This window comes from Streptomyces sp. NPDC046215 (genome assembly GCF_040646215.1).
Lineage (GTDB): Bacteria > Actinomycetota > Actinomycetes > Streptomycetales > Streptomycetaceae > Streptomyces > Streptomyces stramineus.
The window spans coordinates 56,823-79,740 of the sequence record NZ_JBEYZW010000022.1 but is presented as its reverse complement, the minus strand read 5'-3'; the positions used below and the strand labels follow the sequence as shown (position 1 = coordinate 79,740).

14 protein-coding genes, 1 pseudogene and 1 riboswitch are annotated in these 22,918 nt (G+C 74.8%); of the genes and pseudogenes, 7 read left to right on the top strand and 8 right to left on the bottom strand.

Annotation, left to right across the window (positions count from 1 at the left end):
• Window positions 1–59: 59 nt before the first annotated feature.
• The gene (locus ABZ951_RS12805; protein ID WP_344089890.1) at window positions 60–1,343 is read right to left on the bottom strand and encodes a hypothetical protein; all 1,284 of its coding nucleotides are present in this window, start codon (window positions 1,341–1,343) and stop codon (window positions 60–62) included.
• 300 nt (window positions 1,344–1,643) lie between these two features.
• On the opposite strand from ABZ951_RS12805, the gene ABZ951_RS12800 reads away from it, so the two are divergent.
• Window positions 1,644–4,931: a BTAD domain-containing putative transcriptional regulator gene (locus tag ABZ951_RS12800; RefSeq protein ID WP_344089888.1), complete on the top strand. Its 3,288-nt coding sequence runs from the start codon at window positions 1,644–1,646 to the stop codon at window positions 4,929–4,931.
• Window positions 4,932–4,966: 35 nt separating this feature from the next.
• Here ABZ951_RS12800 and ABZ951_RS12795 read toward each other — a convergent pair whose 3' ends face one another.
• Window positions 4,967–5,776: a hypothetical protein gene (locus ABZ951_RS12795; RefSeq protein WP_344089886.1), complete on the bottom strand. Its 810-nt coding sequence runs from the start codon at window positions 5,774–5,776 to the stop codon at window positions 4,967–4,969.
• 218 nt (window positions 5,777–5,994) lie between these two features.
• On the opposite strand from ABZ951_RS12795, the gene ABZ951_RS12790 reads away from it, so the two are divergent.
• From ABZ951_RS12790 to ABZ951_RS12775, 4 genes are all read left to right on the top strand, one after another.
• Window positions 5,995–7,035 (top strand): aldo/keto reductase, encoded by a 1,041-nt coding sequence (locus tag ABZ951_RS12790; RefSeq protein ID WP_344089884.1) that lies wholly within the window; start codon window positions 5,995–5,997, stop codon window positions 7,033–7,035.
• 1,008 nt (window positions 7,036–8,043) lie between these two features.
• Window positions 8,044–10,245, top strand: coding sequence for a molybdopterin cofactor-binding domain-containing protein (locus ABZ951_RS12785; protein ID WP_344089882.1), 2,202 nt, complete (start codon window positions 8,044–8,046; stop codon window positions 10,243–10,245).
• A 30-nt stretch (window positions 10,246–10,275) separates the two neighbouring features.
• The gene (locus tag ABZ951_RS12780) at window positions 10,276–10,755 is read left to right on the top strand and encodes a (2Fe-2S)-binding protein (protein ID WP_344089879.1); all 480 of its coding nucleotides are present in this window, start codon (window positions 10,276–10,278) and stop codon (window positions 10,753–10,755) included.
• A gap of 50 nt (window positions 10,756–10,805) precedes the next feature.
• Window positions 10,806–11,393, top strand: coding sequence for an NUDIX hydrolase (locus ABZ951_RS12775; protein ID WP_344089877.1), 588 nt, complete (start codon window positions 10,806–10,808; stop codon window positions 11,391–11,393).
• Window positions 11,394–11,526: 133 nt separating this feature from the next.
• Here the strand turns inward: ABZ951_RS12775 and ABZ951_RS12770 are convergent.
• Window positions 11,527–12,291 (bottom strand): annotated as a pseudogene (locus ABZ951_RS12770) (putative protein N(5)-glutamine methyltransferase); the annotation flags it as partial.
• Window positions 12,292–12,383: 92 nt separating this feature from the next.
• A complete protein-coding gene (locus ABZ951_RS12765; protein ID WP_344089875.1) occupies window positions 12,384–13,016 on the bottom strand; it encodes an AAA family ATPase in 633 nt (210 codons plus the stop codon).
• A 155-nt stretch (window positions 13,017–13,171) separates the two neighbouring features.
• Between ABZ951_RS12765 and ABZ951_RS12760 the strand changes: the two genes are divergently transcribed.
• Window positions 13,172–15,415, top strand: a complete 2,244-nt coding sequence (locus ABZ951_RS12760; RefSeq protein WP_344089873.1) for a DNA/RNA helicase domain-containing protein — start codon at window positions 13,172–13,174, stop codon at window positions 15,413–15,415.
• 136 nt (window positions 15,416–15,551) lie between these two features.
• Here ABZ951_RS12760 and ABZ951_RS12755 read toward each other — a convergent pair whose 3' ends face one another.
• The gene (locus ABZ951_RS12755) at window positions 15,552–18,773 is read right to left on the bottom strand and encodes a GNAT family N-acetyltransferase (protein WP_361279799.1); all 3,222 of its coding nucleotides are present in this window, start codon (window positions 18,771–18,773) and stop codon (window positions 15,552–15,554) included.
• 141 nt (window positions 18,774–18,914) lie between these two features.
• Here ABZ951_RS12755 and ABZ951_RS12750 point away from each other — a divergent pair, with 141 nt between their 5' ends.
• Entirely contained in the window at window positions 18,915–19,196 is a 282-nt protein-coding gene (locus ABZ951_RS12750) for an HPr family phosphocarrier protein (RefSeq protein WP_344098184.1), read from the top strand.
• A 162-nt stretch (window positions 19,197–19,358) separates the two neighbouring features.
• On the opposite strand, the gene ABZ951_RS12745 is transcribed toward ABZ951_RS12750, so the two are convergent.
• From ABZ951_RS12745 to ABZ951_RS12735, 3 genes are all read right to left on the bottom strand, one after another.
• Entirely contained in the window at window positions 19,359–20,093 is a 735-nt protein-coding gene (locus ABZ951_RS12745) for a GntR family transcriptional regulator (RefSeq protein ID WP_361279797.1), read from the bottom strand.
• Window positions 20,094–20,319: 226 nt separating this feature from the next.
• Window positions 20,320–21,123 carry a M23 family metallopeptidase gene (locus ABZ951_RS12740; protein WP_344096020.1) on the bottom strand — a complete coding sequence of 268 codons (804 nt, stop codon included), beginning with the start codon at window positions 21,121–21,123 and terminating at the stop codon, window positions 20,320–20,322.
• 13 nt (window positions 21,124–21,136) lie between these two features.
• Window positions 21,137–21,293, bottom strand: a riboswitch (cyclic di-AMP (ydaO/yuaA leader).
• A 249-nt stretch (window positions 21,294–21,542) separates the two neighbouring features.
• Entirely contained in the window at window positions 21,543–22,910 is a 1,368-nt protein-coding gene (locus tag ABZ951_RS12735) for a pitrilysin family protein (protein ID WP_344096025.1), read from the bottom strand.
• Window positions 22,911–22,918 lie beyond the last annotated feature (8 nt).

The following is a 22,918-nucleotide window of genomic DNA, read 5'->3' as shown; positions in this document are numbered from 1 at the left end:
GGGCCCGGTGCGACGGGTGCGACGGCTGACGCCCGCCCCCCGGGCGGGCACCGCGCTGCTCAGGGCGCGCGCAGACCGCCGCGCGCCGGGGCGTACCCCCAGGGGGAGGCCGTCCCCCGCTCCTCCCACACCACGCTGTTGTCCCACCACTCCTCGAACTCCCGCAGCTCCGCCCCGACATCGGGCCCGGAGAGGGTGAACACCACCTCGGCGATCCGGGGCCCGAGGCTGCGCGCGCCGTCGTACGCCCGGCCCACCTCACCGCGGGCGGTGTAGCTGACCACCCGGGGGAGCGGGCAGTGGCGCGGCAACTCGCGCAGGACCCCGCGGGCGGGCGGGAAGCCGGCGTACCCCAGCCGGGGCCTCGGCGCGGCGGCCGGGTCCGGGAGGGCGACGAGGTGTCCCCGGCCGGCCTGGCCCAGGAGGGTCGCCCTGTGCAGATTGACCCCCAGGGCGGCCTCGTGGGTGTCGACCAGGGGGGAGTCGCCCGGCCGGCAGGCGGCCTCCCCCAGCACCAGCCGGTCGTCCGCCGTGTGGAAGAACTCGGTCCTGAAGGCGCTGAGCCCCGGCACGGCCGGCAGGGCGGCGATCACGGCCGCGGCGCTCTCCAGCAGCCGCGCCCCCAGCGGGTGCCCCGCCGGCAGCATGCCGCTCATGCTCGGGGCGTCGAAGGCCAGCGAGAACCAGTCGGAGTACGGGTGGTGGGAGGGCTGCCCGAGCACGATCCGGCCGCTGTCCATCAACCCGTTGACCTGGTAGAAAGCCCCTTCGACCCACGCTTCGGCCCGCCGCGGCGGGTAGGTGGTGCGGGCGGGGGCGCCCATCGTGTCGCCCGGCACCCGCAGGGTCGCCGAGCCGGTGCTCTCCAGGTACCGGGCCACGACGGAGTACCCGAACGTGCCGATGAATCCCTCCAGTTCGTCCGGGCCGAAGATCCGGCGCATCGGGGCCACGGGCACACCGGCCGCCCGCAGGACGGACTTCATCACGTACTTGTCGCGGTAGGCGGTCGCGCCCGCCACGTCCTGCCCGGGCAGCCCGAGCCGCTCGCGCAGCCGCGCCGCGCACAGCAGGTCCCGCTCGCCCGTGGAGAGCACCCGCTCCACCCGGAACCGCCCGCAGAGCCCGGCCAGCTCGTCCTCCACGTCCGGGTGGTCGAAGTCCTCGACGATGTGCAGGTGCCGGAACCGCCTGGCCACGTCGAGGAAACGGGCGCCGGCCAGCGCCGACCGGGTGGTCGCCACGACCAGTTCGCCCCGGGCGTCGGGAAACCACTCGGGGAGCCGGTCGAGGATCCCCCGGGTGTTGAGGACGAGGAAGACGGGCGCTTGAGCGGACTGCACGGAGCCTCCAGGAGTGAGACACGGCCTTGCCCCGCGGGCAAGCGGGGTCCGGCCGTCCGGGACACGCAGAGCATGCGCCGCGCTCCTTGCAGTGACCTGGTCGGCACTCTCCGCAGCCCTGTCCGGAAGCCTTGCCGTCTGCTTTCCGCCGACTTTCCTTCCGCTTTCGGTCCCCTTTCCCCAGGCCCCTTCCGGCGCTTGGAACCGGTCGACCGGTATGTAAAGATCACTTTGCGAAAGGGTCCGGTCACGGACGGAATCAAGCCGCCCCTCGCACAGCCCCCGAGAACGGTGAGAGACATGCCCTTGCCCGAGATACCGAGGCCGACCCCCCAGGAGGCCGCGGGGTTGCGACTGCGCGTCCTGGGACCGATCTCCGCCCGGTACGACGGCACCGACCTGGTGCTCGGCCCGCCGCGCCGCCGCGCCCTGCTGGCCCTGCTGCTCCTGCGGCCGGGCCGCATCGTCCCCACCGGGCTCCTCGTCGAGGAGCTGTGGGGCGACGAACCGCCCCGTCACCCCGTCGCCACCCTGCAGACCTACGTCTCCCACCTGCGCCGCGCGCTGGACCCCGAGGGCGGCAAGGCGCCCTCCGTCCTCTCCTACCGGGCGCCCGGTTACGTCCTGGGGATCGACCCGGAGCAGGTCGACGCCCACCGCTTTGAAAACCTGGTGAGCGCCGGGCGCCGGCTGCTCGACGGGCAGGACCCCCTCGCCGCGCGCGAGACGTTCACCGAGGCCCTGGAGCTGTGGCACGGCTCCCCCTACGAGGAGTTCGACTCCTGCCCGTCGCTCGGCGACGAGAACGCGCGGCTGGAACAAATACGGCTGACCGCCGTGGAATCCAGGGCCGAGGCCCGGCTCGCCCTCGGCGAGACCTCCGCCGTCACCGCCGAACTGACCCCCGAGGTCCGCCGGTACCCCATGCGCGAACGCATGGTCGGCCACCTGATGAGCGCCCTGTCCTCCCTCGGGCGGCAGGCCGAGGCCCTGGAGGTCTACGAACGCACCCGCAGCCGCCTCGCCGAGGAGTTCGGCGTCGACACCGACGCCGAGCTCCAGCGGGTCCACGCCGCCGTGCTGCGGCAGGAGCCGCCCCGCCCCGCCGCCCGCGAACAGGCCGCCACCTCCCGCACCGCCGCCGCCCCGGAGGAAGGCGCCCCCGCCCCGGAAGAACCGCCCACCCCCTCGCCCTTCGCCGGTCGCGACCACGAACTGGGCCGCCTGGAAGCCGTCGCGACCAGCGCCCAGGGCCACCACGGCCACCTCGCCGCCGTCCTCGGACCGGCGGGCGTCGGCAAGACCCGGCTCCTGCTCGAACTCACCGCACGGCTGGGCACCACCGACCTGGAGATCGTCTGGAGCCACTGCTTCCCCGGCGAGGGCGTCCCGCCCTACTGGCTGTGGACCCAGGTCCTGCGCCAGCTGGCGGCCGCGCGCCCCGACGCCTTCGCCGCGGCCACCGCCCCCTTCGGCGACCTGCTCGCCCCCCTCATGCCCGACCGGCTCTCCGGCCAGGTCCCCGGCCAGGAAACCGGCGTCGACTGGGCCAGGGCCCGCTTCCTCGCCCACGACGCGGTCTGCGAAGTCCTCCTCACCATGGCCGCCGCGGACCGCAGGCGCCCCCTGGTCCTGCTGCTGGAAGACCTCCACTGGGCCGACCCCGCCTCACTGGACCTGCTCCGCCTGCTCAGCACCCGCCGCCAGGGCCGCCCCCTCAGCATCGTCCTGACCGCACGCGACACCGACGCCGACGGGGCACTCCACCACGTGCTCGCCGAAGCCCTCAGCGCCCCGCGCACCGAGACCCTGCGCCTGGCCGGCCTCTCCCGGCCCGCCATCGCGGCCCTCGTCGAGGCACAGGCCGGGCCCGGCGTCGGCCCGGACGTCATCGGCGCCCTCCACGAACGCAGCCAGGGCAACCCCTACTTCGTCATCCAGCTGCTCTCCCTCTTCGGTGACGTCCGGGAACTGCACGACCCCGACACCCGGGACGTACTGCTCACCCGCGTCCCGACCGGGGTCCGCGAAACCCTCCGCCGGCGCTTCGCCACCCTCCCCGAGCAGGCCGTCGACGTGCTGCGGCTGTGTGCCGTCATCGGCACCGACGTCGACACCGACCTGCTGCACCGCGTCGCCGCACCGCAGCCGGTCACCGCCGCACTGGAGACGGCGATCCGCGCCGGCCTGCTGAGCGAGGACCCCCACCATCCGGGCAAGGTCCACTTCACCCACGCCCTGGCCCAGGAGACCCTGCTCGAAGACCTCCGCCACGAGCGCACCCGCCTCCACGCCAGGGTCGCCGAGGCACTGACCGCCCGCGCCCGCGGACAGGTGTGGGGAGCCGAGGTCGAACAGCTCGCCCACCACGCCTGGCAGGCCGGCCACGCCCTCCCCGCCGACCGGGTGCTGCCCCTCCTGCTGCGCGCCGCCGAACAGGCCGAGCAGCGCCTGGCCTACGAACAGGTCGAGGCGTGGCTGCGCCGCGCGGTCCACCTCGTCACCCGGCTGCCCCAGGACGACACCACGGCACCCCTCCTGGAACAGCGCCTCCACATCCAGCTCGGGCAGGTGCTGGCCACCACCCGCGGCTACGGCGACGCCGAGGCCGAGGCCGCGCTCGCCCGGGGCCGCGCGCTGAGCGCCGTCACCGGCGCCCCCGAGAACGCCTCCGCCCTGTGGGCCCTGTGCGCCGCGCATCTGGTCACCGGCCGCTACGACGACTCCCGCCGGTACTCCGGCCTGCTCCGCGACCTCGCCGACCGCACCCAGAACCCCGTGGCCCTGCTCGGCGCCGCCTACGGCGAAGGCATCGTCCTGCACGTGCGCGGCCGCCTCCCCGAGGCCCTCGCGGAACTGGAACACGGCGTGGAGATGGCCGACCGCTTCGCCCGCGGCGACGGCCACGCCCTGGCCCGCACCTTCCAGCACGACCCGAGGGTCTCCTGCCGCTCCTACAACGCCTTCACCCACTGGCTCCTGGGCGACACCGCCACGGCCACCGCGCGCCGGGAACAGCTGCTGCGCCTCACCGCCTACGACAGCAGGCCCTCCGACCGGTCGTTCGCCCTCTACGTGGACGCCGTCCTGGCCGCCCTGGACGGCGACGCGGCCAGGGCACACGCCTCCGGAGCCGAAGGCGCGAAGGTCGCCGGCGAGTACGGGCTGCGCTACTGGAAGGCGATGCTGCAACTCCTCGAAGGCTGGGCCCTGGCCCACTCCGGCGCCGGCGAGGAGGGCCTCGCCCGCATGCACACGGCGCTCGCCGAACTCCGTCCCTCACGTACTCAGTTGCGCCTGCCGCTGCACCTGGGGCTGCTCGGCCAGGCCCAGCACCACGTGGGACGGCGGGACGAGGCGAAGGAGACGCTCCGCACGATGCGCGCGCTCATCGAACGCAACCGCGAGCCCGTCTACCTCCACCCGCGCCTGCCCGCGGCCCGGCTGCTGCACCGGCTCGACGGAACCGGTCTCGACAGCACCGGGACGGAAGCGATCGGGACAGAAGCGATCGGGACAGAAGCGATCGGGACAGAAGCGATCGGGACAGAAGCGATGTGGGAGGAGCCGGCAGCCGGGCGCCGCTGACCGGGTTCAGCCGCACCGAGGTCAGCCGTACTGGGTCAGCCGCACCGGGACGTGTCGCACAGCTGCCAGTGTTTCGGCCACCGGCCGCTCGGCCTGCCGTCGTCGGGCGCCGCCTCGGTGATCTGCCAGAAGCGGTCGTCACGGTTCCACTCGTGGGCGGTCACCTTCAGCCGCCGGTCGGGCAGCTCGGTGACGGTGCTCGGCTGACTGAGCCCCACGTTCTCCTCGGTGACCCGGCCCATGGACGTCACGGGCCGCCAGCCCCCGCCCGAGGCGAGCAGTGTGCGCGACTCCATGGAGCGGCCCGGTGTGCCGGAGGACGCCATGGCGATGAGCGTCCCGTTCGACCTCTTGAAGAGCGTCAGGAAGCCGTGATACGGAGCGGGACGCATCCCGAAGCTCTCGGGCGCGGACCACGCGCCGCCCTCCGGGCCCTGGACGGCGTGGCAGAACCCGCCGTGGTCGAGCCAGAACAGCTCCAGCCCGCCCCGCGCGTTCCCCACCGCCGTGATGAAGGCGGCCTTGGGGCCGACGGTACCGGCGCTGACCCGCCGCCAATCTCCGTACGGGCCGCCGGGCACCGTTTGCGCGCGGTGCCACACGAAGGGCAGCCCCCGCGTCGCCGTGGGGTCGTGGAACACCTGAAACTGATCGGTGCGGCCGTCGGCGCGGGAGACGGAGACGGCATCTCCCGACGGCGCGCCGGCCACGCCCCGGGCCCCTTCGTCCGTACCGCAGCCGACCGCCGCGGCCGCGGGCGCGGGCGGAGCGGCCACCGCGGCACCCGCGCAGGCCAGCACCAGCACGAGGGCGCCGCGCACGGTGCGCCGAAACGATCTTGCCATGGTCAACGACCGTCCTTCCTCAGGAACTTCGCCTACCTGCCCGCGTTCCACCGCGGCCGGAAATCTTCCTCATGCCGACGGCCCGGGCGGCCAGAGCGCGCATTCGGCCACGCGGCGCGCCCGCCGCGCCCGCGCCACGCGGCGCGCGCCCGTGACTTGCGCGGAAGCGCACTCCAACTCGTACCGTCGAGGCGACGACATGACCGAAAGGTGACACCGTGCGATACACACTGTTCGGCAGGACCGGCCTGCGGGTGAGCGAGCTGGCCCTCGGCACCATGACCTTCGGCTGGGGCGCGGACAAGGACGCCGCCGGACGGATCCTCGCCACCTACGCCGAGGCGGGCGGCAACTTCCTCGACACGGCCGACATCTACGCCGAGGGCGCCTCGGAGACCATCCTCGGCGAGCTCCTCCAGGGCCGCCGGGAGCGCTTCGTCCTGGCCTCCAAGTACGCCTGCACGACCCGCAAGGGCGACGTCAACGCAGCGGGCAACCACCGCAGGAAGCTCGTGGAGTCGGTGGAGGCGAGCCTGGACCGGCTGCGCACCGACCGCCTCGACGTCCTGTGGGTGCACGCCCGGGACAACTTCACCCCCGTCGAGGAGGTCATGCGGTCCCTCGACGACCTCGTACGGTCCGGAAAGGTGCTCTACGTCGGAGTCTCCGACTGGCCCGCCTGGGAGATCGCCCAGGCGAACACCCTGGCCGACCTCCGCGGCTGGACCTCCTTCGCCGGCTCGCAGCTGCGTTACAGCCTGCTGGAGCGGACACCCGAGCGCGAACTCCTCCCGCAGGCCCGCGCCTTCGACCAGGCGGTGCTGGCCTGGAGCCCTCTCGCGGGCGGCAAGCTGACCGGCAAGTACCGCGTGGGCGGTACCGGGCGGCTGGGCGACGGTGACGGGGGGACGGGCGGTCAGGAGGAGGCGACGCTCACCGCGGTCCTGGACATCGCCCGGGAGGGCGGCTGGAGCCCGGCGCAGGTCGCACTGGCCTGGCTGCGCGGCAGGCCCGGCAACATCGTCCCGATCATCGGCGCCACGCGGGAGGAGCAGCTCGCCGACAACCTCGCCGCCGTGGGCGTCGAGCTCGCGCCCGAGGCCGTCGCCCGGCTGGACGAAGTGAGCGCCGTGCCGCTCGGCTTCCCGCACGACTTCCTGCGCGAAGCGCAGATCAGGGAGAACGTCTACGGCGACCGCTGGGCGGACATCGAGGACCGGCGCTCCACGCACCGCCGCACGACGAGCGAGATCCTGTAGGCCGGTGGCCGTGCGGCGCTCACCGTGGCCCCGGCGGGGCGCGGCTTTGCGGGGTGGTGGCTCGGTACGTCGTTCCGCTGCGGCCGGGCATGACCGGCCGTAGCGGCGGATGGTCCTCGGGGCGGCCGGCAAGGTGCGCGTGGTTCGCCGTCGTTGAGCCGTCCCGGCCGCGCGGTCGGCCTGGCAGGGCCGTTCCGCCGGTGCGGGGGCGTTCACGGCCGGGTGCCGCGGCGGCACAGTCCTCCGACGAACGGCAGGGCGCGCGGCGCCCGCCGACGTTCAGTCCACCCGACTGCGCCGTCCCGTCGGCGCGCCCGGCGTGGCGGCGCGGTGGCATCCACGGCCGGGCACGGCGGCGGCCCGGTCTCCGGTGCGCGGTGCCCGCTGAGCCGACTGCGTCGTCCTGTTGGCGCGGTGGCATCTGCGATCGGGCGTTGTCACGGTCCCGCCTTGCGGGCGAATCGCGCGTGGCGCCTGCCGATGAGTCCACCCGACTGCGCCGTCCCGCCGTCCCGTCCGGCGCGGTGGCGCGGTGGCATCCACGGTCGGGCACGGCGGCGGCCTAGTCCTCCGGCGCGCGGCGCCTACCGAGCCGGCCGCGTCGTCCTGCCGGCGCGGTGGCGTCCGCGATCGGGGGTTGTCACGGTCCCGTTCTGCGGGCGAATCGCGCGCGGCGCCCGCCGAGCCGGCCGCGCCGTCCCGCCGGCGCGGTGGCGTCCGCCATCGGGCGTCGTCACCGCCCCGTCCTCCGGACGAACGCCGGGGCGTGTCCCCCGGCGTTCAGCCGATCCGGTGCCGCCGCGCCCCCTGCCCTCCCGGCGGGCGACGCGGCGCGTGCCGCTCACCGCGTCCGGTCGGCCGGAACGGCGTAGCCGTTCCGGCCGACCGACACCCCGCCCCCCGGGAAGGCACGGCCTGGCGTGAATGACGCGCCCCCGCCGCTACCAGCTGTAATCCTCTGCGGAGAGCCCCGGCGCCGACCGCGGGCCGGGCGGAATCGGAGCTCTCATGGCGGCGGACCACAGCAGGCGCGGCTTCCTCACCTACCTGGTCGCGGCCCCGACCCTGGCCCTGGCCACCGGCCTCGGCCCGCAGGCCGCAGCCGCACCGGCCGCCGCACCGAGCCTGCCCGAGGTCGCCGACCTCGTCGACCTCGGGGACATCCTCATCCTCGCCGGGGCCCCCACCGCCCACATGCTCGTCCTGACCGTCGGCACGGACGGCGCGGTCACCTTCCGGCTGCCCCGGGAAGAGGTCGGGCAGGGCCTGACGACGGCGGTGGCCATGCTGGTCGCCGAGGAGCTCGACGTGCCGCTCGCCCGGGTGGGCGTGCACCTGGAGGACTCCCGGCCGGAGCTGCTCTTCGGCCAGTTCACCGGCGGCTCCAACTCCATCCGCTCCCTCTACGACCCCGTCCGGCACACCGCCGCCGCGGCCCGCGCCCGGCTGGTACGGGCCGCCGCCCGGCAGTGGGGCCTCGCGGAGCGCGGCCTGCGCACCCGGGACGGCGCGGTCGTGGCACCGGACGGGCGCAGCGCCCCCTACGGCTCCCTCACGGCCGCGGCCGCCTCGCGGGACCTCGGCGCGCTCACCGCCACGCCCAAGCCCGAGTCCGCGCACACCCTCGTCGGCACCCCCACGTCCCGCATCGACGCCCGCGCCATGGTCACCGGCCGCCAGCGGTACACCCTCGACCTCGACGTGCCCGGGGCCAAGCCCTGCACGGTGCGCCGGCCGCCGACCCTGGGCGGCACCGTCAAGTCGGTCGCCAACGAGGCCGCCGTCCGGGCCCGGCCCGGCGTCCTCGACGTCGTCGTCATCCCCACCGGTGTCGCCGTGGTCGCCGAGACCTTCGGCCAGGCCCTGGCCGCCAAGGATGCCCTCGACGTGACCTGGGGCCCCGGCACGGTCGACGACCTCTCCGACGACGACGTCCGCGCCCGGCTGAAAGCGGCCGCCGCCCCCCTGGTGGACCTGCCGCCGCTCACCCGGCGGCTCGACGCCGAGTTCGACTTCGCGTTCGCCTCCCACGCGCCGCTGGAGACCAACTCGGCGGTGGCGGACGTCCGGCCCGGCCGGGCCGAGATCTGGTCCGGGCTGAAGACGCCGATCGTCGCCCAGCAGACCATCGCCAAGGCCCTGGGGCTGCCCGTGGACAAGGTCACCGTGCACGTGGTGCAGGCCGGAGGCTCCTTCGGCAGACGGCTGTTCTTCGACGCGGCCCTGGAGGCCGCCCAGGTCTCGCGCGCGAGCCGGCGGCCCATCAGGCTGATGTGGTCCCGCGTGGACGACATGCGGCACGGCCGGATGCGGCCCGCCACCCACCACCGGATCCGCGCCGCCCACGCACGGGGCCAGGTGATCGCCTTCGACCACCGAATAGCCGCCGTCGAGACCGACTTCCGGCACGGCCTCGGCGAGATCCTCACCGCCACCGTGACGAAGCTGCCCGGCTCCCTCGGCAACAAGACCTTCGCCCAGATCCTCTTCCACACCACTGTCAAGTGCCCGTACCACTTCGGCGTCACCACCCAGCACCTGACCGAGGTGCCGCTGAAGATGCCCACCGCCTCCTGGCGGTCTGTGTACTCGGCGAACGCCCGCGGCGCCGAGGAGATCGTCGTCGACGAGCTCGCCGCGGAACTCGGCAAGGACCCCGTGGACTTCCGCCGCTCGGCCCTGAGGAACCCCGCACAGCGTGCCGTCCTCGACAAGGTCGCGCACGAGGGGGAGTGGGGCCGGCGCCTGCCGCCCGGGCACGCGCAGGGGGTCGGCTTCCACGAGGAGTACAAGTCCCGCACGGCCTGCCTGGTCGAGATCGACGCGACCGACCCGAAGCACCCGCGCGTCACCAAGGCCGTGATCGCCGCCGACGTGGGCCGGCCGATCAACCCGCGCGGCCTGGAGGCGCAGCTGCTCGGCGGCCTGACGGACGCCGTCTCCACCACCCTGCGGGCCGGCCTGCACCTCGACAAGGGGCTGCCGCTGGAGGGCAGTTACTCGCAGTTCCACTACGCGCGCCAGAAGGACTCCCCGCCCGAGGTCCGGATCTTCATCCTGCCCGCGACCGGCGAGCCGGGCGGAGCCGGGGAGCTCGGTGTCCCGGCGGCGGTCGGCGCGATCGCCAACGCCTACGCCCGTGCCACCGGCACCCGGCCCCGGCGGTTTCCGGTCAACTTCGACGTCGACTTCACCCCGTACCCCCGCTAGCCCCAGCCCCCAGCCCCAGGAGCCCCCGCCGTGACCTCCGCAGTGCCCCCTGCCTCCGCGCACACGTTCACCGTCAACGGGCGGTCCGTCACCGTCGAAGCCCCCGGCGACCTGCCCCTGCTGTGGGCGCTGCGCGACCTGCTCGGCATCCGCGGCCCCAAGTACGGGTGCGGCGTCGACGTCTGCAAAGCCTGCACTAGCCACCTGGACGGCGAGGCCGTCCGGCCGTGCGTCGTGCCGGTCTCCGAGGCCGCCGGACGCGAGGTCACCACCATCGAGGGGCTCGCCGACGGCGACCGGCTGCACCCCGTCCAGGAGGCCTGGCTGGAGCAGGACGTCGCCCAGTGCGGCTTCTGCCAGCCGGGCCAGATCATGGCCGCCGTGGCGCTCCTGAAGCGCACGAAGAACCCCACGGACGCCGACATCGACGCGATCGCCAACGTCTGCCGCTGCGGCACGTACTTCCGCATCCGCGAGGCGATCCGCAGCGCCGCGGAGAAAATGCGCTGAACACCGGCCCGGCCCCGCAACGCACGGTGATCCGGGGCGTTACCCAGGGCATGCGCATCGCTGAAGGGCCGCCGGAACAGACCACCGAGGACAGCCGGAGGCCGGGCACGGGGTGGACACGGCTGAGCACCGAAGTCCTCCACCGCGGCCCCCACCTCACCCTGCACCGCGACCGGGTCCTCCAGCCCCACGGGGCCGAGGGCACGTACGAGCACCTCACTCTCGCGGACGGCGCCCGGGTCGTCGCTCTCGACGGGGACGGCCGGGTGGCCCTCGTCGAGGACGACTTCTACCCGCGGGGAAACCGCCTGCTGCACCTCCCCGGCGGCGGCATCGGCGAAGGGGAGGACCCCCGGGACGCGGCACGCCGGGAGTGCGAGGAGGAGACGGGCCGCTACCCGCACACGCTCCGTCCCCTGACGGTGTACCACCCGATGCCCTCGCGGACCTCGGCCGTGACGCACATGTTCCTCGCCACCGACCTCGGCCACGGCACCGCCCGGCGGGACCCCACCGAAGCGGGGATGACCGTCCGGTGGGTGCCGCTCGACGACGCCGTGCGCGCCGTGGAGTCCGGAGCCGTCCAGGAAGCGGGCAGTGTCATCGGCCTGCTGCTCGCGGCACGCCTGGTGGGCTAGCGCCCCGGCCTGCGGGTCGTGGAGGACACCACCGTTGCGCGGCGGTGTCCTCACCCCGACCGGGTCGGACGACGAGTGCGGTCCGTGGAGAAGGCGCGGGCGCGCTCCGGCGGGCAGGGCCTGGCCGCCCCCGTCACCCGGACGCGGGCCGGGTGCCGATGACGACGGTCGCGTACAGCTCGTCGGACGTGGCGACGCCGGCGATCAGCCCGTCGCGGGTGACCGTGTCGACGGCGTGCTGGGTCTGGCGCTCGCTGGTCTCGAACAGCAGATGGCCGCCGGGCGCCAGCCACCGCCCGGCCTCGGCGGTGACCCGGCGCAGGATGTCCAGGCCGTCCGCGCCGCCGTCGAGCGCCACGCGCGCCTCGTGGACGCGGGCCTCGGTGGGGAGCAGTTCCACGTCTCCGGTGGGGACGTAGGGGACGTTCGCCAGGAGGATGCCGACGCGGCCGCGGAGCGCGGCGGGCAGGGGCGCGAAGAGGTCGCCCTCGTAGACCCGGCCGACGGAGGCGAGGTTGCCGCGGGCGCACCGGACGGCGGCCGGGTCGATGTCGGCGGCGTGCAGCTCGACGCCGTCGGCGGTGGCGGCCAGCGCGGCGCCGAGGGCACCGGAACCGCAGCACAGGTCGACGACGACCTCGCCCGGGCGGGTGCGGGCGGCGGCCTGGCGCACGAGGAACTCGCTGCGGCGCCGGGGTACGAAGACCTTCGGGTCGACGGCGATCCGCAGGTCGCAGAACTCCGCCCATCCGACGACGTGTTCGAGCGGCAGGCCGTCGGCCCGCTGCTGGACCATGTGTTCCAGGTCGGCCGGGGTACGGGCCGCGGACATGAGCATCCGGGCCTCGTCCTCGGCGAAGACGCAGCCGGCGGACCGGAGCCGGGTGACGACGGCGGATTCCTGAGGGGTGGTCGGTGACGCGGTAACGGCGGGGCCTCCTTGGCCTCTTCACTTGTGGAATCCAGCCACATTACGCCCGCGGGTTCCGGTCAGTCGAAGCGGATGTGCCGGAGCCCCGTCCAGGCCCGGCGCAACCGCCCCCGCAGCGCGCCGTCCGTGTTCGGGGCGAGCGTCAGCCCGGCGGAGCCCGCGATCCGGTCGGCGACCCGCGCGACGGTGAGACGGTCGGTCCACAGGTGCTCGGCGAATTCCGGGCCGCGCAGCCGGTCCAGGCACAGATCGAGTTTCGCCACCGCGAAACTCTCCCCGCGCCGCGGGGCGTCCGCGCCGGACAGGACCCGCGCGGCGTGCCCGATACCGCGTTCGCGCAGCCGCCGCAGCACCGTTTCCCGGCGGGCCAGCAGTGCGAAATGCCGGACGTCGTGGCCGCGCTCGCGCAGCCGCCCGACGATCTCGTGGAAATACACCGGCTCCACGACCGTCATCGGCACGATCACCGTCCCCTCGTACCGGGAGAGGGCGAGATCCAGCACCTCGTACACGCCCTGCCGCCACGCGGGAAGGTCCTGGAAATCCCCGCGCAGGGACGACGGCAGCGTCCGGCGCAGGCCGAAGCCGATGTGCTCGGGGTCGCAGACGACGCTGCCGGGCAGCCGGCGCCGGATCTCGTGCGCCGTCTGGGTCTTGCCACCGCCGAAAGGGCCGTTGATCCACAGGAGCATGGGCCGAGCCTAGCGAGGCCCCCGGGGCACAAAAATACCCCGGCCCATATTGACGGCCGGGGTCATTCTCCGCGTATATTGGATATTTCCATGCGCTGATTAATTCAAGGCATGAAGAAGCTTCATGAGTGCATGGTATCCGGGTGGGAGCTGAATTGTCAAACGAGGAATGGCGAAACGAGCAGGAATTCATCGATCTGCTCCACGAGCGCCTCGCCGAACTGCGGGCCGGCGCCGCGGCGGCGCTCGCGGACGCCCTCGCGCCGGCCGGCAACGGCTTCCAGGCGCGGATGGAGCGCGATGTGCTGGTGGCCGAGCAGTCCGGCCTGCTCTCCGCCTTCGACGCCGGGGAGAACGGGCTCTGCTTCGGCCGGCTGGTGTTCCGCGACGGGAGCGACCACCACATCGGCCGGATCGGCATCCGCCGCGACGACGCCGACCGCACCCCGCTGGTCCTCGACTGGCGGGCGGAGGCCGCCCGGCCCTTCTACCTCGCCACCGGGCACACCCCCATGGGGCTGCGCCGCAGACGCCACATCACCACCCAGGGCGCCCGGGTCACCGCCCTGCACGACGAGATCCTGGACCTCGCCGACACCGAGCGCACCGGGCACGAGGGCCCCGACGCGGACGCCGTGCTGCTGGCCGCCCTGGACGCGGCCCGCACCGGCCGGATGCACGACATCGTGCAGACCATCCAGGCCGAACAGGACCGCATCATCCGTGCCCCGCACCACGGCGTCCTCGTCGTCGAAGGCGGCCCCGGCACCGGCAAGACCGTCGTCGCCCTGCACCGGGCGGCCTACCTGCTGTACGCGCACCGGGAACAGCTCGCCCGCCGCGCCGTGCTGATCGTCGGGCCCAACCCGGCCTTCCTCGGCTATATCGGGGAGGTGCTGCCCTCGCTCGGCGAGACCGGGGTCCTGCTCGCCACGCCCGGCGAGCTGTTCCCGGGGGTCACCGCGACCGGCGCCGACTCCGCCGAGGCCGCGCGGGTCAAGGGCGGCGCCGCGATGGCCGGGGCCCTGGCGCGCTTCGTGGCGGACCGCCAGACCCTTCCCGACCCCGTGACCGTCATCGACCACGAGGACGGCGAGCTGCGGCTGGACGCGGACATGGCGGCGGCGGCGCGCCGCCGGGCCCGCGAGAGCGGGCTGCCGCACAACCTCGCCCGCCCCTTCTTCGCGTTCCACGTCATCGACGCGCTGACCGCGCAACTGGCGGACCGGCTGGGCGCGGACCCCTACGGCGGGCCGAACTTCCTCGGCCCCGACGACCTCGCCCAGCTCGGCAAGGGCGTCGCCGTCAGCCGCGAGGTGCACGCCGCCATCGACGAACTGTGGCCCGCCCTCACGCCCGAGCAGCTGGTCGCCGACTTCCTCGCCGACCCCGTCCACCTCCCGGACGCCGACGCGCGGGCGATCCGCCGCCCGGCGGGCGGCGACTGGACGCCCGCGGACGTCCCCCTGCTCGACGAGGCGGCCGAGCTCCTCGGCGAGGACGACTCGGCGGCCCGCGCCGCGGCTGAGGCGGAGCGGCAGCGGCGGATCGCCTACGCGCAGGGCGTGCTCGACCTCTCCTACGGCTCCCGCACCCAGGAGTTCGAGGACCGCGAGGACGAGGACTCCGAGGTGCTGGCCGCGCACGACCTCGTCGACGCGGAGCGCCTCGCGGACCGGCACGAGGAGGCCGACCACCGCAGCGCCGCCGAGCGGGCCGCCGCCGACCGGACCTGGGCGTTCGGCCACATCATCGTGGACGAGGCCCAGGAGCTGTCCGCGATGGCGTGGCGCCTGCTGATGCGCCGCTGCCCGACCCGCTCGATGACCCTCGTCGGCGACCCGGCGCAGACCGCCGAACCGGGCGGCTGCGGCTCGTGGGAGACGGCCCTCTCGCCGTACGTGGGCGACCGCTGGGAGCACGTCCGACTGGGCGTCAACTACCGCACCCCGGCCGAGGTCATGGAGATCGCGGCGGCGGTCATCCGCGCGCGGGACGCCTCCTTCGTGCCGCCGCGCTCGGTCCGCTCCACCGGCGTCCGGCCCTGGGCGCAGCGCACCGGCGACCTGCCCGGCGCGGTGGCCGCGGCCGTCGCCCGGGTCTCCGGCACCGGAGGCCGGCTCGCCGTGATCGCCCCGCGCGCGCACCACCGGGCCCTGGCCGCCGCCCTCCCGGCCGCCTCCGCCGGCCCCGCCCCGGACCTCACGGCCCCGGTGGTGCTGCTCGACCCCCGCCAGGCCAAGGGTCTGGAGTTCGACCACGTGATCGTGGCGGAGCCCGCACAGTTCGGGGCGAGCGACCTCTACGTGGCGCTCACCCGGCCGACCCAGGGGCTGGGAGTGGTCCACACGGGGGCCCTCCCGGCGGGGCTGGAGTCTCTGCGGGCCGTCGCCGCCTGACGGCGGCAGGCGCCCTGCGGGCGCGTCCTCAATCGCCGGACGGGCTGATGTGGCTGAGCTCAGCCACTACCAGCCCGTCCGGCGATTGAGGACACCGCCGCGCAGCGGTGGTGCAGGACCCGACCGCCGGCAGGCCCTAGTACGCGGGAAGGCTACGCGGGCCGAGGTCCGTACGGGCCGGCGGCGGCGCAAGGCGGATCGTCGCGCCGAGCACATGGACACCGTGGGGCGCGACGATCACCGGCTCCAGGTCGGCGCCGACGACCTCGGGGTGGTCGTCGACCAGGCGGGAGACGCGCAGCAGCAGCTCTTCCAGGGCCCGGGTGTCCACGGGGGCGGTGCCGCGCCAGCCGAAGAGGAGCGGGGCGGTCCGGATGGATCGGATCAGCTCGGCGGCGTCCCGGTCGGTGACGGGGACCAGGCGGTGCGCGGTGTCCCCCAGCAGCAGGGAGGGCGCCCCGGCCAGCCCGAAGGAGAGCACCGCGCCGGCGGCGGGATCGATGGCGGCGCGGACGACGGTGTCGACACCGCGCGGCGCCATCGACTGGACGACGAACCGGGTCTCCTCGGGCTTGCCGAGCAGCTCCGTCAACTCCGCGTAGGCCCGGCGCAGTTCCCGCTCGCCGCCGAGGTCGAGGCGGACCCCGCCGAGATCGGCGCGGTGGCGCAGGTGCGGGGCGGTGGGCTTGAGGGCGACGGGGAAACCGAGGCGGTGCGCCGCGCGGACGGCGCTGTCCGGGTCGGGCGCGGGCAGGGCGGGCAGCACGGCGATCCCGTACCGGGCGAGGAGCCGCTGGGTGTCCGCGGCGGAGAGGGTGACGGCGCGGGGCCCGGTGGCCTGGGGCTCGGTGGCGCCGTGGGCGGCGAGCAGCACGTCGATGTCGGCGGCGGCGCCCGTCTCGTCGATGTCCTCGTACTCGGGCACCCGCCCGGGCTCGGCGGCCTGCCGCCGCCACCGCGCGTACCGGGCGGCCTCGGCGAGCGCCCGCACGGCGCGCTCGGCGGCGGGGAAGGCGGGTATCCGCACGGCGGGACCGCTCCCCTCCGGGGTGGGCGGGACGTCTGCGGGGGCCGGGGCGGCGGGGCCGGGCGTACCGGTGCCGGGCGGGGCCGCCGGGGCCCCGGCGCCGCTCTCCTGACCGGAGGGCCGGGCCGGCGGAGCCTGATCGGTGCGGCCGGACAGGCCGACGCCCTCGTCGAGCCCGGCCGCCGGGGCCCCCGCGCCGTGGCCGGGCGCGCCGGTACCCGTGCCGGGCTCGCTCGCGGGCGGGGGCGGCGCCTCACCGGCAGGGCGCCGGGCGGAGGCCGGGCCCGGCAGGTCCGCCGGGGCCCCGGCGCCATGACCGGGCGAGCCCGTGCCCGTGCCGGGCGCGCCCTCGTCCAGGGGCGAGCCCACCCCCGCCGGGACCGCGCCGGGAGGCGGCGGGGCCTGGCCGTCGTGACCCGGCAGGCCGGCGTCCGCGCCGCCCGCGCCACCCCCCTCCGGCCCGGTCTCCACCCGGCAAGGCGGCGCCGCCAGGGCCTCGGCCAGGCCCGGGATCTCCAGGTGGACGACCGTCACCGGCTTCGCCACCGGGGACGCCGCCACCGCCTCGCGGAGCGCCGTCGCCAGGTCCGCCGCCGACGCCTCGCCCACCCAGGGGATGGCGGTGACCACGACCGCGTCGCACTCGTCGTCCGCCAGGGCCAGGGCGAGGGCCGCCCGGAAGTCGGCCGGCCCGGCCGCGGTGGTGAGGTCGTAGGGGGGCTGCGGGCGCAGCCCGTCCGTGAGGCAGGCGTCGTACGTGAGGAGGGCGAGCGACTCGGAATTGCCGAGGATGGCGACGCGCGGCCCGGCGGGCAGCGGCTGGGAGGCCAGGAGCAGCCCCGTGTCGGCCAGCTCCGTGACCGTGTCGACGCGGATGACGCCCGCCTGCCGCAGCAGGTCGGAGACGGTGGCGTCGGGGATGCGGGTGGTGGGGACGGCGTGCCCGGTGGGGGCGGCGCCGCCGTGCCGGGCGCCCTTGACGACGACGACCGGCTTGCGGGCCGAGGTGCGCCTGGCCAGCCGGGTGAATTTGCGGGGGTTGCCGATGGACTCCAGGTACATGAGGACGACGTCGGTGTCCGGGTCGTCGTGCCAGTACTGAAGGAAGTCGTTGCCGGAGACGTCGGCGCGGTTGCCGGCGGAGACGAAGGTGGAGACGCCGACGAGCCCGGCCGCGCGCCGGTGCAGCCCGGAGAGCAGGGCGATGCCGATGGCCCCGGACTGGCTGAACAGCCCGATCCGGCCGGCGTCGGGCAGCTCGGGAGCCAGGGAGGCGTTGAGCCGGACGTCCGCGGCGGTGTTGATCAGGCCGAACGCGTTGGGGCCGATGATGCGCATGCCGTACGAGCGGGCCTGGCGCACCAGCTCCCGCTGGCGGTCGCGGCCGTCGGCGCCGCTCTCGGCGTAGCCGGCGGAGAGGACCACCAGGCCCTGGACCCCGTGCTCGCCGCACTCGGCGACCACGGAGGGCACCTGCTCGGCGGGGACGGCGACGACGGCCAGATCGACGGGCTCGGTGATGCCGAGCACCGACCGGTGGGCGGGCACGCCCTCGGGCTCCAGCCGCGAAGGCCCCTCGGGGAAGGCGCGGTTGACCGCGTACGTCCGGCCGGTGAAGCCGCCCGCCAGCAGGTCGCGGAGGACGGCGCGGCCCATGCCGCCGGGCTCACGGCCGGTGCCGATGACGGCGACGGAGCCGGGGGCGATGAGGCGGTGCACGGAGCGGGCCTCGGCGCGCTGCTCGCGGGCACGCTGGACGGCCAGGGAGCGGTCGGTGGGCTCCAGATCGAGCTCCAGGCGGACCACGCCGTCCTCGAAGCTGCGCTTCTGGGTGTAGCCCGCGTCCGTGAACACCTTGATCATCTTGGTGTTGGCGGGCAGCACCTCCGCGGCGAAGCGGCGGATCGAGCGCTCCCGGGCGACGGCCGCGATGTGCTCCAGCAGCGCGGAGGCGACGCCCCGGCCCTGGTGGGCGTCCTGGACGAGGAAGGCGACCTCGGCCTCGTCGGCCGGCGCCGAGGCCGGCATGCCGGTGGCGTCGATGCGGTCGTAGCGGACGGTGGCGATGAACTCGCCTGCGACGGTGGCGGCGAGGCCCACCCGGTCGACGTAGTCGTGATGGGTGAAGCGGTGCACGTCCCGGTCGGACAGGCGCGGGTAGGGGGCGAAGAAGCGGTAGTACTTCGACTCGTCCGAGACCTGCTCGTAGAAGCTGACCAGGCGCCGGGCGTCGTCGGCGGTGATGGGGCGGATCTGCGCGGTGCCGCCGTCGCGCAGCACGACGTCGGCTTCCCAGTGGGTGGGGTACGCGTGCTCGGACGGCGTCTGCATGGGCCCAGCGTAAGGCCGGGCACCGACAGCGGTCCGGCTCGCGGTGGCGGGCCCGGCGGGGCAAGGTGGGGGCAGCCCGAGCACCGCCGACCCCGTGAGACACTGGTCTAGACAACCAATACTGACTTGAAGGGCAACACCATGGCTGAGCGCCGCGTTAATGTCGGCTGGGCCGAGGGCCTGCACGCGCGTCCCGCGTCGATCTTCGTCCGTGCGGCCACTGCCGCCGGCGTGCCCATGACGATCGCCAAGGCCGACGGCAACCCCGTCAACGCCGCCTCCATGCTGGCCGTGCTGGGCCTGGGCGCCCAGGGCGGCGAGGAGATCGTCCTCGCCACCGACGCCGAGGGCGCCGAGGCCGCTCTGGACCGCCTGGCGAAGCTCGTCGCCGAGGGCCTCGAGGAGCTCCCGGAGACGGTCTGATTCACCGGGACCACACGCGGCGGGGCCGCGGCAGCCGACTGAGGCCGCCGCGGCCCCGTCGTCCGTCCGCCGCCGGTTTATCGCCCGCTCCCCCGCACCGCATTCCCCGGCCCGGGGGCCGGGGAATTCCGGCGGTAACCGGGCCGGAATAGCGGTCCGTTGTTAAGGGCGGGCGATCGCCGTGTTTACAGTGTGTTTCGTATTCTGCGGCCGGTGCGGGTTTCGCGGCGGGGGCGGGGCGGGGCGGCGCAGCCGGTATTCGCCCGGCGTGCGGTCCACGCGGGCCGCGGCCAGCGCGCGGGCCCGGTCGGCGTCGCCGCGGGCCACCGCGTCGACGAGCGCCCCGCACGCCGCCCACGCCTCCACCGGCCGGGCGGGCGGCTCCGGCACGTACACCCAGGCGATCTTCAGCCGCAGCTGGGTGAGGAGCCCGGCGAGGCTGGGACTGCCCGACGCCTGGGCGAGCGTCTCGTCGAACCAGTCGCTCAAGGGCCGCAGTTCGGCCGTCAGCCCGGCACGGGCGCGCTCCTGACCGAGCTTGACCAGCCCGCGCAACACCTTTACATGCGCCTCCGTGCGCCGCTGCGCGGCCCGCGCCGCGCCCAGCGGCTCCAGCAGGGCCCGGACGTCCAGGAGGTCGGCCGCCTCCCGCTCGGTGGGCTCCGCCACGCAGGCGCCCGCGTGCCGGCGGGTGGTGACGAACCCTTCGGAGGCCAGGGTGCGCAGGGCCTCGCGGACCGGTACCCGGGAGACGCCGTACTGCCGGGCGAGGAGCTCCTCGGTGAGCCGGCTGCCGGGCGGGAACCTGCCGGAGACGATGTCGTCCCGGATGGCCGTGCAGACGGCGTGCGTCGAAATGCGGCGGCCGTCCCGCACCGCTCTGCCGTCCCCGCTCACGTACGGCCCCGCATGGGTGTACCTCCGCATTGACCTCCGCGAAACGCGGCCTATTGTCACTTGTTGAGCGACTCTATTGCAGTCGGGTGCGAATTCCGATGGCCACGGTGTTTCCATCGATATGTTTTGGCCAACACAAAGGCCCCGGCCGGGGGCCGGGGCCTTCGATGAAGCGTGTCGCGCGCCCGTCGCGGCGGACGGCGCGTCAGGGGCGGTCGGGCGACCGTCAGATGCCGACGCCGTGCGAGCGCAGGTACTCGACCGGGTCGATGTCGGTGCCGTACGTCGCGCCGGTGCGGGCCTCGAAGTGCAGGTGCGGGCCGGTGACGTTGCCCGTGGAGCCGGAGATGCCGATCTGCTGGCCCGCGGTGACCGCCTGGCCGGCGCTGACGCTGATCGAGCTGAGGTGGCCGTACTGCGTGTAGGTGCCGTCGTTGTGCTTGATGACGACGTTGTTGCCGTACGCGCCGCCCCAGCCGGCCTCGACGACGGTGCCGGCGCCCACGGACTGCACCGTGGAGCCCTCGGCGGCGTGGAAGTCGACACCGGTGTGGCTGCCGGAGGACCACAGGCCGCTGGACGCCTTGTAGGAGGTCGAGACGTAGGAGCCGTCGATGGGCGCGACGTAGGCGTTGAGGCGCTTGCGCTGCTCCTCGCGGTCGGCCCGCTCCTTCTCGGCGCGCTCGGCGTCGGCCTTGCGCTTGGCCTCGTCCGCGGCCTTCTTGACCGCGGCGGCCTCCTTCTTGGCCTCGGCCTCGGCCTGGAGGCGGGCGGTGGTCTCCTCGGCGCTGGTGCGCTGGACCTCGGCCTGCTCGCCGACGCGGTCAGCCGTGTCGTCGCCGATGACGATGGCCTGGGTCAGGCCGGTGTCCTCGGTGCGGGGCGCGTCGTCGGTCGCGGCGAGCGCCGGGGCGGCGAAGCCCGCGACGACACCGGTGGCCGTGAGGGTGGCTATGCCCGCGATGTTCGCGCCGGTGCGGACGGCGCGGCTCGGACGGCGGTGCTTCCCGGTGGCACGAGTGAACGCCATAGGTACGGCTGATCCTTTCCTTCCTTCTCGCCTACCGGGTTAGCTGACGGGTTCGGAGCAGGAAGGTCTCCTACGACTCCCTCCGGAAAGGGAACCGATTCACCCCAGGGGACATGTGGGTCCCCGGTTCCCCCGGCTCGCGCCGTACGGGGATTCGGCGATGGCTGCCCGGTGCCGCGGATGCGGCGCGCAATATGACGGACAGCCGCCCTGACGCTAGACGCCGCCTCTTTCCCACGGCAAACAGAACTCATGTTTTGTGGCGTACACCACAGTTCAGAGGTGCAACCACTCCACTAAATCGGACATAAAGGAGGCACGCGTGACCCGTCGGTCTCGCGTGCCTCCCGGGCGATATGAGCCCCCATCAGAGCCGTGTCAGGACCGGCCGGACCGGGCCGGACGCGGATCCGCCCAGCTCAGCCCGTGATCACCGTCACCTCTCCGATGCCCAGCGCCTTCACGGGCGCCTCGATCTCGGCGGCGTCACCGACGAGGACCGTCACCAGGCGGTCCACCGGAAACGCGTTGACAGCGGCGGCGGTGGCCTCCACGGTGCCGGTCTGCGCGAGGCGCTCGTAGAGCCGGGCCTGGAAGTCGTCGGGGAGGTGCTGCTCGACCTGGTCGGCGAGCGTCCCGGCGACGGCCGCGGCCGTCTCGTACTTCAGCGGGGCGACGCCCACGAGGTTCTGCACGGCGCTGTCCCGCTCGGCGTCGGTCAGCCCCTCGGCCGCGAGGGTGCGCAGCACGGCCCACAGGTCGGCCAGGGCCGGGCCGGTGGAGGCGGTGTCCACCGAGCCGCTGATGGCGAGCATGGCCGCGCCCGTGCCCTGCGCGGTGGAGCGCAGCACCTGGCCGAAGGCCCGCACGCCGTAGGTGTAGCCCTTCTCCTCGCGCAGGACGCGGTCGAGGCGGGAGGTGAGGGTGCCGCCGAGGCAGTACGTACCGAGCACCTGGGCCGGCCAGACGCGGTCGTGCCGGTCGGCGCCGATCCGGCCGATGAGCACCTGCGTCTGGACCGCGCCGGGGCGGTCGACGATGACGACGCGCCCGGTGTCGTCGGCGGTGATCGGCGGCACCGGGCGGGGCTCGGCGGCCGGGCCGGTCCAGGCGCCGAGCGTCTCGGCGAGGGCCGCGTCGAGGTCGATGCCGGTGAAGTCGCCGACGACGACGGCCGTGGCGGTGGCGGGCCGGACGTGGGCCGCGTAGAAGGCCCGCACGGCGGCGGCGTCGATGCGGGCGACGGTCTCCTCCGTGCCCTGGCGGGGCCGGGACATCCGCGAGTCGGCGGGGAAGAGCGCCCGCGAGAGGGCCATGGCGGCCCGGCGGGAGGGGTTGGCCAGCTCGTGCGGGATCTCGTCCAGGCGGTTGCGGACGAGGCGCTCGATCTCGCTGTCGGGGAAGGCGGGGGCGCGCAGGGCGTCGGCGAGCAGGCCGAGCGCCTTGGGGAGCCGGGAGGCCGGGACCTCCAGGGAGACCCGGATGCCGGGGTGGTCGGCGTGCGCGTCCAGGCTGGCGCCGCAGCGCTCCAGCGCGGCCGTGAACTCCTCGGCGGTGTGCTTGTCGGTGCCCTCGGTGAGGGCCCGCGCCATGATGGTGGCGACGCCGTCGAGGCCCTCCGGCTCGGCGTCCAGGGGCGCGCCGAGGTTCACCTCGACGGCGACGATCTGCTGGCCGGGGCGGTGGCAGCGCAGCAGGGTGAGGCCGTTGGGCAGCTCGCCGCGCTCGGGGGCGGGGAAGGCCCAGGGGGTCGCCTCGCCGGCCTGCGGCCGGGGGTGGAGGTCCATCGGGGTGC